Consider the following 16,251-nt stretch of genomic DNA (forward strand, 5'->3'; position numbering starts at 1 on the left):
GCGCAGGGCGACTGAAACATCAGTGAAGGCGCTCGACCACCAGGCCCCATACGGTTTCGGCCAGGGCTTCCTTGGGTCCGTGCGGCACCGCGGTCTCGCTGCCGTCGGCGCCGAGGACGACGGCCTCGTTCTCCTCGGAACCGAAGGTTCTGCTCTCCCCGACCTCGTTCACCACCAGCAGATCACAGCCCTTGCGCTTCAGTTTCGCGCGGCCGTTGGCGAGCACGTCGTCGGTCTCCGCCGCGAAGCCGACGATCACCTGGCCGGGGCGGGCGCGCTCGGCGGAGACCTCCGCGAGGATGTCCGGATTCCGCACCAGCGTGATCGGCTCCGGCTCCTGGTCGTCCTTCTTCTTGATCTTCCCGGCCGCGTACACCGCCGGGCGGAAGTCCGCCACCGCCGCGGCCATGACCACCGCGTCGGCGTCTGCGGAGGCCTCCAGCACCGCCTCCCGCAGCTGCAGGGCGGTGCCCACGGGGACGACGTCCACGCCGGCCGGGTCGGGCAGGGCGCTGTTGGCCGCGATCAGCGTGACGCGGGCGCCGCGGGCGGCCGCGGTGCGGGCGAGGGCGTAGCCCTGCTTGCCTGAGGAGCGGTTGCCGAGGAAGCGGACGGGGTCCAGGGGCTCGCGGGTGCCGCCGGCGCTGATCACCACGTGCCGGCCCTTCAGGTCGGGCTCGGTCACGCCCCGGGCCAGCACCCGGCGGCAGACCTCGAAGATCTCGCCCGGGTCGGGGAGCCGGCCCTTGCCGGTGTCGACGCCGGTGAGGCGGCCCACGGCCGGTTCGATGACCAGGGCGCCGCGGCGGCGCAGCGTCGCCACGTTCTCCTGGGTGGCCGGGTGCTCCCACATCTCCGTGTGCATGGCGGGGGCGAAGACGACCGGGCAGCGGGCGGTGAGGAGGGTGTTGGTCAGGAGGTCGTCGGCGAGGCCGTGGGCCGCCTTGGCGAGCATGTCGGCGGTGGCGGGGGCGACGACGACCAGGTCGGCGTGCTGTCCGATGCGGACGTGCGGGACCTCGTGCACGTCGTCCCACACCTCGGTGGAGACCGGGTTTCCGGAGAGCGCGGACCAGGTGGCGGCGCCGACGAAGTGCAGCGCGGAGGCGGTGGGGACGACGCGCACGTCATGGCCCGACTCCGTCAACCGCCGCAGCAGCTCACAGGCCTTGTACGCGGCGATGCCGCCACTGACCCCCAGAACGACCTTCGGTTTGTCCACCGTCTCTCCCCGGACCTCGGCAACCGGCACAACGTACGACTCCATGACACACCACAGGCCCGGCAGTCGGCCTGCCGGGCCTGTGGAAAAGTCAGCGTCAAGCTGCAAATAGTACTTACTGCGCCGGGCCCTCGACGGCCTCGGACGTCAGCAGCCCCGCGTTGATCTCGCGAAGGGCGATCGAGAGCGGCTTCTCGTGGACGTGGGTGTCGACGAGAGGACCGACGTACTCGAGGAGACCCTCGCCGAGCTGCGAGTAGTACGCGTTGATCTGGCGGGCCCGCTTGGCCGCGTAGATCACGAGGCTGTACTTCGAGTCGGTGGCCTCGAGGAGCTCGTCGATCGGCGGGTTGATGATGCCCTCGGGCGCGGAGATGGAAGAGGACACGCTCTACCTTCCGATGGATGGGAAAGATTCTGTCGGGGTGATCAGCGAGACCCGGAAACGATCAGCGATGGTCACACGACGTCCATCAAGGCTAGCAGCTCGCGAGCCACGTCCTCGACGGAGGTGTTCACCAGGGTCGTGTCGAACTCCGGCTCGGCGGCCAGTTCGATCTTGGCCGCCTCGAGCCGGCGCTCGATGACCTCGGGCGGTTCGGTGCCCCGCCCGGTGAGTCTGCGCACCAGCTCCTCCCAGGAGGGAGGAGCCAGGAACACCAGCTGGGCCTCGGGCATCGACTCCCGGACCAGACGGGCGCCCTGGAGGTCGATCTCGAGGAGTACGGGCTCGCCCTTCTCCAAGCGCTCCTGCACGGCCGCACGCGGCGTGCCGTAGCGGTTACCCGCGAACTCGGCCCACTCCAGCAGTTCGCCGTTGGCGATCAGCTTGTCCATCTCGTCGTCGGTGACGAAGAAGTAGTGGACTCCGTGCTTCTCGCCGGGGCGGGGCTTGCGGGTCGTCGCCGACACCGAGAGCCAGACCTCGGGATGTTCCTTGCGCATATGGGCGACGACCGTGCTCTTGCCGACCCCGGAGGGGCCGGAGAGCACGGTCAGCCGCGGACGTACGTCCGGGGGCACGGGGGTCGTCCCCCGGGGTGTTGCAGCCATGCAGCGATTATCCAGCAATCCCGGAGTGCCCGGGACTCGCTCCCCCTTCAGTGCCCGGTTCAGGAACCGGTGCTGCCGAACTCACGCTCGAGGGAGGCGATCTGGTTGGACCCGAGACCACGCACGCGGCGGCTCTCGGAGATACCGAGTCGCTCCATGATCTGCTTGGCGCGGACCTTGCCCACGCCCGGCAGGGACTCGAGGAGGGCGGAGACCTTCATCTTGCCGATGACGTCGTTCTCCTGGCCCTGCTTGATGACCTCGTGAAGGGAGGCGCCGGAGTGCTTGAGTCGATTCTTGACCTCGGCCCGCTCCCGGCGAGCCGCGGCGGCCTTTTCGAGCGCGGCTGCGCGCTGTTCAGGGGTAAGGGGCGGAAGAGCCACGCCTACGTCACCTCGGATGTCGAACTGTCGGATACGGACCGGTGAGGAACCTAGTCGCCCCACACCTGGGGAGCCACGAGCAACACGCTTGCCCGTTCACTCTCGTCGGAGACTAGCGGGCAAGTCCGCCAGAGTCAGCGAGAACAGCGGAAAAGTCCTGGTCAGCCTTCATCTGAACGGACATTTAGGACATACTGCCCCGGATTTGAGGATGTATTCAGACTCAAGCGCGCCCCGGACCACTCATCGGAGGACTCCGGAGGAGATCAGGAGGAGGTCGGAAAGAGGTCAGCCTGAGGTCAGACGGACGTCACGGCCTGCCGGATCTCCTCCGCGAAGCGCTCCGCGGCGTCACGCAGCGCGACCGCGTCGGGACCGTGGCGCAGCACTCCCCGGCTGACGTTCGGCACGACGTTGCGCACCGCCGCCCCGAAGACCCCGGGAAGATCGGCCGGCGTCGCCCCCTGGGCACCGATACCGGGCGCGAGGAGCGGGCCGTTGATGTCCAGGTCGTACGACGACAGGTCACCGAGGGTCGCGCCGACGACCGCGCCGAAGGACCCCAGGGGCTCCTCCCCCGCGTTCTCGGCGGACAGGTGCGCGAGCACGGTCGCTCCGACGTTCCGGCCGTCGGACCGCACGGCGTGCTGGACCTCGCCGCCCTCCGGGTTGGAGGTCAGCGCCAGCACGAACAGCCCGGCGCCGCTCTCCCGGGCCAGCGCGACGGCCGGGCTGAGCGAGCCGTAACCCAGGTAGGGCGAGACGGTCAGCGCGTCGGAGAACAGCGGGGCGTCCTTGTGCAGGAAGGACTCGGCGTACGCGGCCATGGTCGAGCCGATGTCGCCGCGCTTGGCGTCCATCACGACCAGCGCGCCGGCCGCCCGCGCCTCGGCCACCGACTTCTCCAGGACGGCGACGCCGCGCGAGCCGAACCGCTCGAAGAACGCGCTCTGCGGCTTGAGCACGGCGACCCGGTCGGCCACCGCCTCGACGACCGTGCGGCTGAACCGCTCCAGGCCCGTCACGTCGTCGTTGAGGCCCCACTCGGCGAGCAGGGAGGCGTGCGGGTCGATGCCGACGCACAGCGGGCCGCGCTCGTCCATCACGCGGCGCAGACGGGCGCCGAAGGGTTCGAGACCACTCATGCCGTCTTCCTCACGTCGGCGCCCACCGCGTCGGCGAGCGTGGCGTACGGGCTGGTGCGCAGGCGCGCGGCGAGCCCCTTGTGGATGGAGCGGCCCCAGAAGGGCCCCTCGTAGATGAAGGCGCTGTAACCCTGGACCAGCGTGGCACCGGCCAGGATGCGCTGCCAGGCGTCCTCGGCGTTCTCGACGCCGCCGACGCCCACCAGGGTGATCCGGCCGCCCACGCGCGCGTAGAGGCGGCGCAGGACCTCCAGGGAGCGTTCCTTCAGGGGTGCCCCGGACAGGCCGCCGGTCTCCTTGACCAGGGAGGAGTCTGACTTCAGGCCGAGTCCCTCGCGCGCGATCGTGGTGTTCGTGGCGATGATCCCCTCCAGGCCGAGTTCCACGGCGAGGTCGGCGACGGCGTCGATGTCCTCGTCGGCGAGGTCCGGCGCGATCTTGACCAGGAGCGGGACGCGCCGCGCGGCCACCGCCCGGTCGGCGGCCTCGCGGACGGCGCTCAGCAGGGGGCGCAGCGCCTCGGTGGCCTGGAGGTTGCGCAGGCCGGGCGTGTTCGGGGAGGAGACGTTGACGACGAGGTAGTCGGCGTAGGGGGCCAGCCGCTCGGCGGACTTCACGTAGTCCGCGACGGCCTCCTCCTCGGGGACGACCTTGGTCTTGCCGATGTTGACACCGACGACGGTCTTGAAGACGGGCGTCCGGGAGGCCAGACGGGCGGCGACGCGGAGCGATCCGTCGTTGTTGAAGCCCATGCGGTTGATCAGCGCCCGGTCCTTGACCAGGCGGAACAGCCGCTGTTTGGGGTTGCCGGGCTGCGGTTCACCGGTGACCGTGCCGATCTCGACGTGGTCGAAGCCGAGCATCGCCATGCCGTCGATGCCGACCGCGTTCTTGTCGAAGCCCGCGGCGAGCCCGAAGGGGCCGTGCATGCGCAGCCCGAAGGCCTCCGTGCGCAGCTCCTTGTGGCGGGGCGCGAGGGCGGCCGCGAGGAGGGTGCGCAGCACGGGCACGCGGGCGGCCAGGCGGATCCAGCGGAAGGCGAGGTGGTGCGCCTGCTCCGGGTCCATCCGCTTGAAGAGCAGACTGAAAAAGATCTTGTACATGGTGTCCTCACGAAGACATGGCGTCCTCACGAAGAGGGGGACACCGTTTCCGGTGTCCCCCTCTTCGGCTGCTAGTCGCGGGCCGCGGTCAGGTGTTCCGCGTGTTCCTGGAGCGATCGGACGCCCACGTCGCCGCGGTTGAGGGCGTCGATGCCCTGGACCGCCGCCGCGAGCGCCTGGACCGTCGTCAGGCAGGGCACGGAGCGTGCCACGGCCGCGGTACGGATGTCGTAGCCGTCGAGGCGGCCACCGGTGCCGTACGGGGTGTTGACGATGAGGTCGACCTCGCCGTCGTGGATGAGCTGGACGATGGTCTTCTCGCCGTTCGGGCCGGTGCCCTCGGACTGCTTGCGCACGACGGTGGCGTTGATGCCGTTGCGCTTGAGGACCTCGGCCGTGCCGGAGGTGGCGAGCAGCTCGAAGCCGTGCGCGACGAGCTCACGGGCCGGGAAGATCATCGAGCGCTTGTCGCGGTTGGCGACCGAGATGAAGGCGCGGCCCTTGGTGGGCAGCGGGCCGTAGGCGCCCGCCTGCGACTTGGCGTACGCCGTGCCGAAGACGGAGTCGATGCCCATGACCTCGCCGGTGGAGCGCATCTCCGGGCCGAGGACCGTGTCGACGCCGCGGCCGTGGATGTCGCGGAAGCGCGACCACGGCATGACGGCCTCCTTGACGGAGATCGGCGCGTCCAGTGGGAGCTCGCCGCCGTCGCCACTGGCCGGCAGCAGGCCCTCGGCGCGCAGCTCGGCGATCGTGGCGCCCAGCGAGATCCGGGCGGCGGCCTTGGCCAGCGGCACCGCGGTCGCCTTCGAGGTGAAGGGGACGGTCCGCGAGGCGCGCGGGTTGGCCTCCAGCACGTAGAGGATGTCGCCCGCCAGCGCGAACTGGATGTTGATCAGGCCGCGCACCCCGACGCCCTTCGCGATGCCCTCCGTGGAGGCCCGCAGGCGCTTGATGTCGAAGCCGCCGAGCGTGATCGGGGGCAGGGCGCACGCCGAGTCGCCGGAGTGGATGCCGGCCTCCTCGATGTGCTCCATGACGCCGCCGAGGTACAGCTCCTCGCCGTCGTAGAGTGCGTCGACGTCGATCTCGATCGCGTCGTCGAGGAACCGGTCGACCAGGACCGGCCGGGACGGGCTGATCTCCGTCGACTCGGCGATGTACGCCTCCAGGCGCGTCTCGTCGTAGACGATCTCCATGCCGCGCCCGCCGAGGACGTACGACGGGCGCACCAGGACCGGGTAGCCGATCTCGTCGGCGATGGCCTTGGCCTCGGCGAAGGTGGTGGCGGTGCCGTGCTTGGGGGCCGGGAGGCCGGCCTCCTTGAGGACCCGGCCGAAGGCGCCCCGGTCCTCGGCCGCGTGGATGGCTTCCGGGGACGTGCCGACGATCGGCACGCCGTTGTCCTTCAGCGCCTGCGACAGGCCCAGCGGGGTCTGGCCGCCGAGCTGGACGACGACACCCGCCACCGGGCCGGCCTGCTGCTCCGCGTGCACGATCTCCAGCACGTCTTCGAGCGTCAGCGGCTCGAAGTACAGGCGGTCGGAGGTGTCGTAGTCCGTGGAGACGGTCTCCGGGTTGCAGTTGACCATCACGGTCTCGTAGCCCGCGTCGCTCAGCGCGAAGGAGGCGTGGACGCAGGAGTAGTCGAACTCGATGCCCTGGCCGATGCGGTTCGGGCCGGAGCCCAGGATGATGACGGCCGGCTTCTCGCGGGAGGCGACCTCCGTCTCCTCGTCGTAGGAGGAGTAGAAGTACGGCGTCTTCGCGGCGAACTCGGCGGCGCAGGTGTCGACCGTCTTGTAGACCGGGCGGACGCCCAGCGCGTGCCGGACCTCGCGGACGACGTCCTCGCGCAGGCCGCGGATCTCACCGATCTGCTGGTCGGAGAAGCCGTGCCGCTTGGCCTCGGCGAGCAGGTCGGTGGTCAGCTCGGGCGCCTCGGCCAGTTCGTCCGCGATCTCCTTGAGCAGGAAGAGCTGGTCGACGAACCAGGGGTCGATCTTCGTGTACTCGAAGACCTCCTCGGGCGTGGCACCGGCACGGATGGCCTGCATGACGGTGTTGATACGGCCGTCGGTCGGGCGAACGGACGCCTCCAGCAGCTCCTGCTTGTCGCCGGGCTCGCCGACGAAGGTGAACTGGCTGCCCTTCTTCTCCAGCGAGCGCAGGGCCTTCTGGAAGGCCTCGGTGAAGTTGCGGCCGATGGCCATGGCCTCGCCGACCGACTTCATGGTGGTGGTGAGCGTGGCGTCCGCACTCGGGAACTTCTCGAAGGCGAAGCGCGGAGCCTTCACGACCACGTAGTCGAGCGTCGGCTCGAAGGAGGCGGGGGTCTCCTGTGTGATGTCGTTCGGGATCTCGTCCAGCGTGTAGCCGACGGCGAGTTTGGCGGCGATCTTGGCGATCGGGAAGCCGGTCGCCTTGGAGGCGAGGGCCGAGGAGCGCGACACGCGCGGGTTCATCTCGATGACGATGACCCGGCCGTCCTCGGGGTTCACCGCGAACTGGATGTTGCAGCCGCCGGTGTCGACGCCGACCTCGCGGATGACGGCGATGCCGATGTCCCGCAGGGTCTGGTACTCACGGTCGGTGAGCGTCATCGCCGGGGCGACGGTGATCGAGTCGCCGGTGTGCACGCCCATGGGGTCGAAGTTCTCGATGGAGCAGACGACCACGACGTTGTCGTGCTTGTCGCGCATCAGCTCCAGCTCGTACTCCTTCCAGCCGAGGATGGACTCCTCCAGGAGCACCTCGGTGGTCGGCGAGAGCGTGAGGCCCTGACCGGCGATGCGGCGCAGCTCCTCCTCGTCGTGGGCGAAGCCGGAGCCGGCACCGCCCATGGTGAAGGACGGGCGGACCACGACCGGGTAGCCGCCGAGCTCCTCGACGCCCCTGAGGACGTCGTCCATGGAGTGGCAGATGTAGGACCGGGCGGACTCACCGTGGCCGATCTTCTTACGGACCTCCTCCACGACCTCCTTGAACTGGTCGCGGTCCTCGCCCTTGTGGATCGCCTCGACGTTGGCGCCGATCAGCTCGACGCCGTACTTGTCGAGCGTCCCCGCCTCGTGCAGCGAGATCGCGGTGTTGAGGGCCGTCTGGCCGCCCAGGGTGGGCAGCAGCGCGTCGGGACGCTCCTTGGCGATGATCTTCTCGACGAACTCGGGGGTGATGGGCTCGACGTAGGTGGCGTCGGCGATCTCGGGGTCGGTCATGATCGTCGCCGGGTTGGAGTTGACCAGGACGACCCTGAGGCCCTCGGCCTTCAGGACGCGGCACGCCTGGGTGCCGGAGTAGTCGAACTCGGCGGCCTGGCCGATGACGATCGGGCCGGAGCCGATGACCAGGACGGACTGGATATCGGTGCGCTTAGGCACGCTGGCCCTCCATCAGGGAAACGAAGCGGTCGAACAGGTAGGCGGCGTCGTGCGGGCCGGCTGCCGCTTCGGGGTGGTACTGGACGCTGAAGGCGGGGCGGTCGAGGAGCTGGAGCCCCTCCACCACGTTGTCGTTGAGGCAGACGTGGGACACCTCGGCGCGGCCGAACGGGGTCTCGGAGACCTGGTCGAGCGGGGCGTCGACGGCGAAGCCGTGGTTGTGCGCGGTGACCTCGACCTTGCCGGTCGTCCGGTCCTGCACCGGCTGGTTGATGCCGCGGTGGCCGTACTTCAGCTTGTAGGTGCCGAAGCCGAGCGCGCGGCCCAGGATCTGGTTGCCGAAGCAGATGCCGAACAGCGGCGTGCCGCGCTCCAGGACGCCCCGCATGAGGGAGACGGGGTGGTCGGCGGTGGCGGGGTCGCCGGGGCCGTTGGAGAAGAACACGCCGTCCGGGTTGACCGCGTAGACGTCCTCGACGGTCGCGGTCGCCGGGAGCACGTGCACCTCGATGCCGCGCTCGGCCATGCGGTGCGGGGTCATGCCCTTGATGCCGAGGTCGACGGCGGCGACGGTGAACTTCTTCTCGCCGATCGCGGGCACGACGTACGGCTCGGTGGTGGCGACCTCGGCGGAGAGGTTCGCACCCTTCATCTGGGGGGCGTCCTGGACGCGGGCCAGCAGCGCGGCGTCGTCCTGGATCGTGTCACCGCTGAAGATGCCGACGCGCATGGCGCCGCGCTCGCGCAGGTGGCGCGTGAGGGCGCGGGTGTCGATGCCGGAGATGCCGACGACGCCCTGCGCCGCCAGCTCCTCGTCCAGCGAGCGCCTCGAGCGCCAGTTGGACGGCACGCGCGCGGGGTCGCGCACGACGTACCCCGAGACCCAGATGCGCTTCGACTCCGGGTCCTCGTCGTTGACGCCGGTGTTGCCGACGTGCGGGGCGGTCATCACCACGACCTGGCGGTGGTACGAGGGGTCGGTGAGGGTCTCCTGGTAGCCGGTCATGCCGGTGGAGAACACCGCTTCGCCGAAGGTCTCCCCCACGGCCCCGTAGGCACGGCCGCGGAAGACCCGGCCGTCCTCCAGGACGAGTACGGCGGGAGTTTTTGCAGCTCCCCTGGTGGAGGTGGTCATCGTTCGGCGCCTTCCCTGCTGTTCGTTTCGATCATGGAGTTGATGGCTTCGACCCATTCGTTGTGCTCGGCCGCGTGGTCGGAGCGGAAGCCGGAGTCGATCAGCCGGTCGCCGTGCTCCCAGGTGACGACGAGCAGGCCGCCCTCGGTGAGCACCTTGCCAGCGATGCCCTTGTCGAGCCGGGCCTCGCGGAGCTGTGCGGCCGGGACGAAGAAGTCGCTCGCCCCGGGGCGTACGACGTCCAGTCCGGCGTCCGTGAGGGTCAGCTCGGCGCGGCTGCGGGTGCCCAGGCCGTGGGCGACGATGCGGTCGAGCCACTGTCCGGCGGTGGTGGAGCCGTGGTAGCGGCCGCTCATGGTCAGGCGCGGCGGGCCCGTCTCGTCCGGGGTCGTGGGCAGCTCGGGCAGGTCGCCCTGGAGCGTGCCGCGCCACTTCCAGCCCTCGCGCATCAGCCAGTAGACCAGCGCGACGAACAGGGCGAGGCCGACGACCCAGCCGATGCGGGCGGCCCAGTCGGTCACTTGCGCCGATTCCTTCTCGGCGGCCAGCAGAAGTACAGGTGTCACGTGAGCTTCCCGTCGACGAGCGTGGCCTTGCCCCGCAGCCACGTGTGCGTCACACGGCCCGGCAGCTCACGCCCCTCGTAGGGGGTGTTGCGGCTGCGCGAGGCGAAGCCCGCGGGGTCCACAGGGCCACGGTATGCCGTGTCGACGAGGGTGAGGTTGGCGGGCTCACCTGCCGAGACGGGACGGCCGTGCCCCTTGGCCTGTCCGATCTGCGCGGGCTTGAAGGACATCCGGTCGGCGACGCCGGCCCAGTCCAGCAGGCCCGTGTCGACCATGGTCTCCTGCACCACCGACAACGCGGTCTCCAGGCCGACCATGCCCATGGCGGCCGCGGCCCACTCGCAGTCCTTGTCCTCGTGCGGGTGCGGGGCGTGGTCGGTGGCGACGATGTCGATCGTGCCGTCGGCGAGCGCCTCGCGCAGGGCCAGCACGTCGCGCTCGGTGCGCAGCGGCGGGTTGACCTTGTAGACGGGGTTGTACGTGCGGACCAGCTCGTCGGTGAGGAGCAGGTGGTGCGGGGTGACCTCGGCGGTCACGGCGATACCGCGGGACTTGGCCCAGCGGACGATCTCGACGGACCCGGCGGTCGACAGGTGGCAGATGTGGACGCGGGAGCCGACGTGCTCGGCGAGCAGGACATCCCGGGCGATGATCGATTCTTCGGCCACCGCGGGCCAGCCCCCGAGGCCCAGCTCGGCGGAGACGACGCCCTCGTTCATCTCGGCGCCCTCGGTCAGCCGCGGCTCCTGCGCGTGCTGCGCGACGACACCGCCGAAGGCCTTCACGTACTCCAGGGCGCGGCGCATGATCACGGCGTCGTGGACGCACTTGCCGTCGTCGGAGAAGACGGTGACCCCGGCGGCCGACTCGTGCATGGCGCCCAGCTCGGCGAGCTTGCGGCCCTCCAGCCCCACGGTGACGGCACCGATCGGCTGGACGTCGCAGTAGCCGTGCTCCTTGCCGAGCCGCCAGACCTGCTCGACGACACCGGCGGTGTCGGCCACCGGGAAGGTGTTGGCCATGGCGAACACGGTGGTGTAGCCGCCGGAGGCCGCGGCGCGCGTACCGGTCAGGACGGTCTCGGAGTCCTCGCGGCCGGGCTCGCGCAGATGCGTGTGCAGGTCGACCAGGCCCGGCAGCAGCACCTTGCCCTCGGCCTCGACGACCTCGGCACCTTCGGCGGACAGGCCGTTGCCGACCTCCGCAATGGTTCCGCCGTCGATCAGCACGTCCTGCGGCTCGCCGCCGAGCACCTCGGCACCACGGATCAGGATCTTGCTCATCTGTCTTACTTCTCCTCGGTGCGGGGGTGGGTGACGGCGGGTTCGTTTCCACCGAGCAGCAGGTACAGGACGGCCATCCGGATGGACACCCCGTTCGCGACCTGCTCGACGACGGTGCAGCGGTCGGAGTCGGCGACCTCGGCGGTGATCTCCATCCCGCGGACCATCGGGCCGGGGTGCATCACGACGGCGTGCTCGGGCATCCGCGCCATGCGGTCGCCGTCGAGGCCGTAGCGCCGGGAGTACTCGCGCTCGGTCGGGAAGAAGGCGGCGTTCATGCGCTCGCGCTGGACGCGCAGCATCATCACCGCGTCGGACTTGGGCAGCGTGCTGTCGAGGTCGTACGACACCGCGCAGGGCCAGGTCTCGATGCCGACCGGCAGCAGGGTCGGCGGGGCGACGAGGGTGACCTCGGCGCCGAGGGTGTGCAGCAGGTCGACGTTGGAGCGGGCGACCCGGCTGTGCAGGACGTCGCCGACGATCGTGATGCGCTTGCCGGCGAGGTCCTGACCGATCCCGGCGTCCGGGCCGATCAGGCGGCGGCGCATGGTGAAGGCGTCCAGCAGGGCCTGGGTGGGGTGCTGGTGGGTGCCGTCGCCGGCGTTGACGACGACCGCGTCGATCCAGCCGGAGTTCGCCAGCCGGTACGGGGCTCCCGAGGCGCCGTGCCGGATGACGACGGCGTCGACGCCCATGGCTTCCAGCGTCTGGGCGGTGTCCTTCAGGGACTCGCCCTTGGAGACGCTGGAGCCCTTGGCGGAGAAGTTGATGACGTCCGCGGAGAGACGCTTCTCGGCCGCCTCGAAGGAGATCCGGGTCCGGGTGGAGTCCTCGAAGAAGAGGTTGACGATCGTGCGGCCGCGCAGGGTCGGCAGCTTCTTGATCGGCCGGTCGGCGACCCGGGCCATCTCCTCGGCGGTGTCGAGGATCAGGACGGCGTCGTCGCGGGTGAGGTCGGCGGCCGAGATGAGATGACGCTGCATCTGTCAGGCTCCGTAAGGCAGTTCAAACTGGAGAAATGGGGCAGACGGGCACGCGAGGGCACAGGCGTACGACAGCGGCGTACGCCTGGAGCGCTACTGGGCGGTCGGCTTGGCACCGAGCAGCACGGTGTCGCGACCGTCCTCCTCGGCGAGCTGGACCTTGACCGTCTCCCGCAACGACGTGGGGAGGTTCTTGCCGACGTAGTCGGCGCGGATGGGCAGTTCGCGGTGACCGCGGTCGACGAGGACCGCGAGCTGCACCGCGCGCGGACGCCCGATGTCGTTCATGGCGTCGAGGGCGGCGCGGATGGTGCGGCCGGAGAAGAGGACGTCGTCGACGAGGACGACCAGCCTGCCGTCGATGCCGTCACCGGGGATCTCGGTGCGGGCCAGCGCACGCGGCGGGTGCATGCGCAGGTCGTCGCGGTACATGGTGATGTCGAGCGAGCCGCACGGAACCTTGCGCTCGGTGATCTGCTCGAGCTTGTCGGCGATCCGCCGGGCGAGGAAGACGCCCCTGGTCGGAATGCCGAGGAGCACCACGTCGTCGGCGCCTTTGGCGCGTTCGACGATCTCGTGGGCGATGCGGGTCAGTACCCGCGCGATGTCAGGCCCTTCGAGAACGGGCCGGGCATCGGACTGTGTGCCGTGCTTGTCCATACGAAACGGACCTCCTTCTCCGCCTCACGGGACGGACCTTAAAGGACGTCGGGATTGCGCCATCCACCGTAGCAGGCCCTCGCTGTCACCCGGACGGCCCCCTCGGATCACCCACTCGACCTAACAGAGTGCCGATACCACGGAAGAGTCGGTGCGGACCATTCGGCTTGACGCGGCAGAGTAACGCTGCGTAACCTCACAGTGAGTTACCAGCCGCGCGGCCTGGCACCCACGCCAGACGCGTCGACACAGTGCCGGGGAGCTATATGTCCAGCGAATACGCCAAACAGCTCGGGGCCAAGCTCCGGGCGATCCGCACCCAGCAGGGCCTTTCCCTCCACGGTGTCGAGGAGAAGTCCCAGGGACGCTGGAAGGCGGTCGTGGTCGGTTCGTACGAGCGCGGTGACCGTGCCGTGACCGTGCAGCGCCTTGCCGAGCTGGCGGACTTCTACGGCGTTCCGGTGCAGGAGCTGCTCCCGGGCACGACCCCGGGCGGCGCCGCCGAGCCGCCGCCGAAGCTGGTCCTGGACCTGGAGCGGCTGGCCACGGTGCCGGCCGAGAAGGCGGGCCCTCTTCAGCGCTACGCGGCCACGATCCAGTCGCAGCGCGGTGACTACAACGGCAAGGTGCTCTCGATCCGCCAGGACGACCTGCGCACACTCGCCGTCATCTACGACCAGTCGCCCTCCGTCCTCACCGAGCAGCTGATCAGCTGGGGCGTCCTGGACGCGGACGCGCGGCGCGCGGTGGCGACCCACGAGGAGGGCTGACCGCTCCCGGTAGGTCGCCGAGGGAACAGCAGAAACGTGCCGCCGGGGTGGCCGAAACCGTACGGGTTTCGGCCACCCCGGCGGCGTTCTGAGAGCCCGGCAGCCCCCGACGGTACGGGAACGCCGGAGGGCCCGCGGCAGTCACGCTGCCGCGGGCCCTCCGGCGTTCTGTCTCTCTCAGACCTCGTCGCGGCGGAGCGAGGGCTTGAGGTCCTTCAGCCGTCCGAGCAGGCCGTTCACGAACGAGGGCGACTCGTCCGTGGAGAACTCCTTCGCCAGCTGCACCATCTCGTCGAGGACGACGGCGTCCGGGGTCGCGTCGACCCAGATCAGCTCGTAGGCGCCGAGCCGCAGGATGTTGCGGTCGACGACCGGCATCCGGTCGAGCGTCCAGCCGACCGAGTACTGGGCGATCAGCTCGTCGATGCGCTTCGCGTGCTGCGCGTAGCCTTCGACCAGCTCCATCGTGTACTCGCTCACCGGCGGCTGCCGGGTGTCGGCCCGGGAGAGCCGGACCCAGTCGGCGAGGACCGTCAGGACCTCGGCGCCGCGCTGGTCGCCCTCGAAGAGGATCTGGAAGGCGCGCTTGCGGGCCGTGTTGCGGGCAGCCACGGTTAGCTGTTCACCCGGCCGAGGTAGTCGCTGGTGCGGGTGTCGACCTTGATCTTCTCACCGGTGGTGATGAAGAGCGGGACCTGGATCTGGTGGCCGGTCTCCAGCGTGGCGGGCTTGGTGCCGCCGGTGGAGCGGTCGCCCTGGACGCCCGGCTCGGTCTCCTGGACGGTCAGCTCGACGGCGGCCGGCAGCTCGACGAAGAGCACCTCGCCCTCGTGCTGGGCGACCGTGGCCGTGAAGCCCTCGACGAGGAAGTTGGCGGCGTCGCCGACGGCCTTCCGGTCGACCATGAGCTGGTCGTAGGTCTCCATGTCCATGAAGACGAAGTACTCGCCGTCCATGTAGGAGAACTGCATGTCGCGCTTGTCGACGGTGGCCGTTTCGACCTTGACGCCGGCGTTGAAGGTCTTGTCGACGACCTTGCCGGAGAGCACGTTCTTGAGCTTGGTGCGCACGAAGGCCGGGCCCTTGCCGGGCTTGACGTGCTGGAACTCGACGACGGACCAGAGCTGGCCGCCTTCGAGCTTGAGCACCATGCCGTTCTTGAGGTCGTTCGTGGAAGCCACGGTTGCGGAATCTCCTGGACTGACGTACGACCCCGGGGCACGCACCTGCCTACAGGGCGAGCAGCTCCTTGGTCGTGATGGTGAGTAGCTCGGGTCCGCCATCCGCCTCTGGGCGGACGACGAGCGTGTCATCGATCCGGACCCCGCCCCGGCCCGGGAGGTGGACCCCAGGCTCGACGGTGACCGGCACGCAAGCGTCCAGTTTACCCATGGCCGCGGGACTCAATTGAGGGTCCTCGTCGATTTCGAGCCCGACCCCGTGTCCGGTGAGAGCCGTGAGGCCCTCTGTGTACCCCGCGGAGTCCAGGACCTGGCGGGCGGCACGGTCGACGTCCCGGCAGGCGGCGCCGGGTACCAGGCTCTCACGTCCGGCGCGCTGCGCTGCGAAGACCAGGTCGTACAGCTCGATCTGCCAGTCCGCGGGGGCGGTGCCGATGACGAAGGTACGGCCGATCTCGCAGCGGTAGCCGCAGACCGAGAGGAAGTCACCCTCCTCGACGCGCCGGTCGGTGGGCCGGTGCCCGGGCCGTCCGGCGTTGGGCCCCGTGGCGACGGAGGTGGGGAAGGCCGGGCCGTCGGCCCCGTGGTCCACAAGGCGTCTTTCGAGTTCCAGGGCGAGATGGCGCTCGGTCCGCCCGACGAGGATGGACTCCAGCAGTTCGCCGAGGGCCTGGTCGGCGATCTCGGCGCCGATGCGCAGGCAGGAGATCTCCTCCTCGTCCTTGACGACCCTGAGCTGCTCTACGGCACCGCCGAGGTTGGCGAGGCGGAGCCGGGGGGCGACCGAGCCGAGGGCGCGGTGCCGGGCCACGGTGAGGTGGTGCTCCTCCACGGCGAGGGAGTCGGCACCCTGGCCCGCGGCGAGGCCGGCGGCCGCGACGGCCGGGTCACCGCCGCCGACTCCGGGCAGGGTCTTTACGCGCAGGGCCTCGTCGGGGCGCTCCTGCGTGGGGCGGTCGGCCGTCGGGCCGGCACACACCAGGAGGTCCTCGGTCTTGCTCAGCAGTAGAACGGCGCCGTGCGGGGCCGCGCCCGCGAGATAGCGCACGTTGGCGGGGCGGGAGACCAGCGCCGCCGCGCTGCCGCCCGCGTTGCAGTATTCCCTCAGACGCGTCCGGCGGGCCGCGTACACCTCTGACATGACCCGAGCCTACGAGCGCCGGGGGGATGTCGCCGGTCGGGAGGGCCGAGTGGGGGTTGTGCGCGACGGGTCCGCGACGGTGCGCGTGCCCGCCCGTGGTGGGCCGGGGCCGCGCCGGGAGATGTGTATAAGAGACAGGTCCGTCCTCGGAACGGCGCGACGGGGGCCCCGGGGAGGGTGGGCGCGAGCGCAGCGGCACCCACCACCACAGGCCACCAGCGCAGCGGCACCCACCACCACAGGCCA

The 16,251-nt window shown here is 70.1% G+C and carries 16 protein-coding genes; 1 reads left to right on the top strand and 15 read right to left on the bottom strand.

Features of this window, described 5'->3' with window-relative positions; all coding sequences use genetic code 11:
- Window positions 1-19 precede the first annotated feature (19 nt).
- The 12 genes from coaBC to pyrR form a co-directional block, all read right to left on the bottom strand.
- Entirely contained in the window at window positions 20-1,222 is a 1,203-nt protein-coding gene (coaBC, locus tag GTY47_RS24495) for a bifunctional phosphopantothenoylcysteine decarboxylase/phosphopantothenate--cysteine ligase CoaBC (RefSeq protein ID WP_010046413.1), read from the bottom strand.
- A 115-nt stretch (window positions 1,223-1,337) separates the two neighbouring features.
- Window positions 1,338-1,610, bottom strand: a complete 273-nt coding sequence (rpoZ, locus tag GTY47_RS24500) for a DNA-directed RNA polymerase subunit omega (RefSeq protein WP_003988945.1) — start codon at window positions 1,608-1,610, stop codon at window positions 1,338-1,340.
- A 71-nt stretch (window positions 1,611-1,681) separates the two neighbouring features.
- Entirely contained in the window at window positions 1,682-2,275 is a 594-nt protein-coding gene (gene gmk, locus GTY47_RS24505) for a guanylate kinase (protein WP_029181628.1), read from the bottom strand.
- 59 nt (window positions 2,276-2,334) lie between these two features.
- The gene (locus GTY47_RS24510; RefSeq protein WP_003977346.1) at window positions 2,335-2,658 is read right to left on the bottom strand and encodes an integration host factor; all 324 of its coding nucleotides are present in this window, start codon (window positions 2,656-2,658) and stop codon (window positions 2,335-2,337) included.
- 299 nt (window positions 2,659-2,957) lie between these two features.
- The gene (pyrF, locus tag GTY47_RS24515) at window positions 2,958-3,803 is read right to left on the bottom strand and encodes an orotidine-5'-phosphate decarboxylase (RefSeq protein WP_010046425.1); all 846 of its coding nucleotides are present in this window, start codon (window positions 3,801-3,803) and stop codon (window positions 2,958-2,960) included.
- On the bottom strand, window positions 3,800-4,906 hold the full coding sequence (locus GTY47_RS24520; RefSeq protein ID WP_010046426.1) for a quinone-dependent dihydroorotate dehydrogenase: 1,107 nt from the start codon (window positions 4,904-4,906) through the stop codon (window positions 3,800-3,802). The genes pyrF and GTY47_RS24520 overlap by 4 nt, the downstream gene beginning before the upstream one ends.
- Before the next feature lie 71 nt (window positions 4,907-4,977).
- Window positions 4,978-8,286 carry a carbamoyl-phosphate synthase large subunit gene (gene carB / locus GTY47_RS24525; protein WP_010046427.1) on the bottom strand — a complete coding sequence of 1,103 codons (3,309 nt, stop codon included), beginning with the start codon at window positions 8,284-8,286 and terminating at the stop codon, window positions 4,978-4,980.
- Complete coding sequence (gene carA, locus GTY47_RS24530; protein WP_010046428.1) at window positions 8,279-9,421, bottom strand: glutamine-hydrolyzing carbamoyl-phosphate synthase small subunit; 1,143 nt, start codon at window positions 9,419-9,421, stop codon at window positions 8,279-8,281. Before carA ends, carB begins: the two co-directional genes overlap by 8 nt.
- Window positions 9,418-9,987: a hypothetical protein gene (locus GTY47_RS24535; RefSeq protein WP_029181629.1), complete on the bottom strand. Its 570-nt coding sequence runs from the start codon at window positions 9,985-9,987 to the stop codon at window positions 9,418-9,420. The genes carA and GTY47_RS24535 overlap by 4 nt, the downstream gene beginning before the upstream one ends.
- Window positions 9,984-11,270 carry a dihydroorotase gene (locus tag GTY47_RS24540; protein WP_010046435.1) on the bottom strand — a complete coding sequence of 429 codons (1,287 nt, stop codon included), beginning with the start codon at window positions 11,268-11,270 and terminating at the stop codon, window positions 9,984-9,986. The genes GTY47_RS24535 and GTY47_RS24540 overlap by 4 nt, the downstream gene beginning before the upstream one ends.
- A gap of 5 nt (window positions 11,271-11,275) precedes the next feature.
- Entirely contained in the window at window positions 11,276-12,253 is a 978-nt protein-coding gene (locus tag GTY47_RS24545) for an aspartate carbamoyltransferase catalytic subunit (protein ID WP_010046436.1), read from the bottom strand.
- Window positions 12,254-12,346: 93 nt separating this feature from the next.
- The gene (gene pyrR, locus GTY47_RS24550) at window positions 12,347-12,913 is read right to left on the bottom strand and encodes a bifunctional pyr operon transcriptional regulator/uracil phosphoribosyltransferase PyrR (RefSeq protein ID WP_010046437.1); all 567 of its coding nucleotides are present in this window, start codon (window positions 12,911-12,913) and stop codon (window positions 12,347-12,349) included.
- A gap of 266 nt (window positions 12,914-13,179) precedes the next feature.
- Between pyrR and bldD the strand changes: the two genes are divergently transcribed.
- Entirely contained in the window at window positions 13,180-13,683 is a 504-nt protein-coding gene (gene bldD, locus GTY47_RS24555) for a transcriptional regulator BldD (RefSeq protein WP_010046440.1), read from the top strand.
- A gap of 177 nt (window positions 13,684-13,860) precedes the next feature.
- On the opposite strand, the gene nusB is transcribed toward bldD, so the two are convergent.
- The 3 genes from nusB to GTY47_RS24570 are packed head-to-tail and all read right to left on the bottom strand — an operon-like array spanning window position 13,861 to window position 16,005.
- Complete coding sequence (gene nusB, locus GTY47_RS24560; protein WP_010046441.1) at window positions 13,861-14,295, bottom strand: transcription antitermination factor NusB; 435 nt, start codon at window positions 14,293-14,295, stop codon at window positions 13,861-13,863.
- A gap of 2 nt (window positions 14,296-14,297) precedes the next feature.
- Window positions 14,298-14,864: an elongation factor P gene (efp, locus tag GTY47_RS24565; protein ID WP_010046444.1), complete on the bottom strand. Its 567-nt coding sequence runs from the start codon at window positions 14,862-14,864 to the stop codon at window positions 14,298-14,300.
- Window positions 14,865-14,913: 49 nt separating this feature from the next.
- A complete protein-coding gene (locus GTY47_RS24570; protein ID WP_010046446.1) occupies window positions 14,914-16,005 on the bottom strand; it encodes an aminopeptidase P family protein in 1,092 nt (363 codons plus the stop codon).
- Window positions 16,006-16,251 lie beyond the last annotated feature (246 nt).

This window comes from Streptomyces sp. SID5464 (genome assembly GCF_009862985.1).
Classification (GTDB): Bacteria; Actinomycetota; Actinomycetes; order Streptomycetales; family Streptomycetaceae; genus Streptomyces; species Streptomyces chartreusis_D.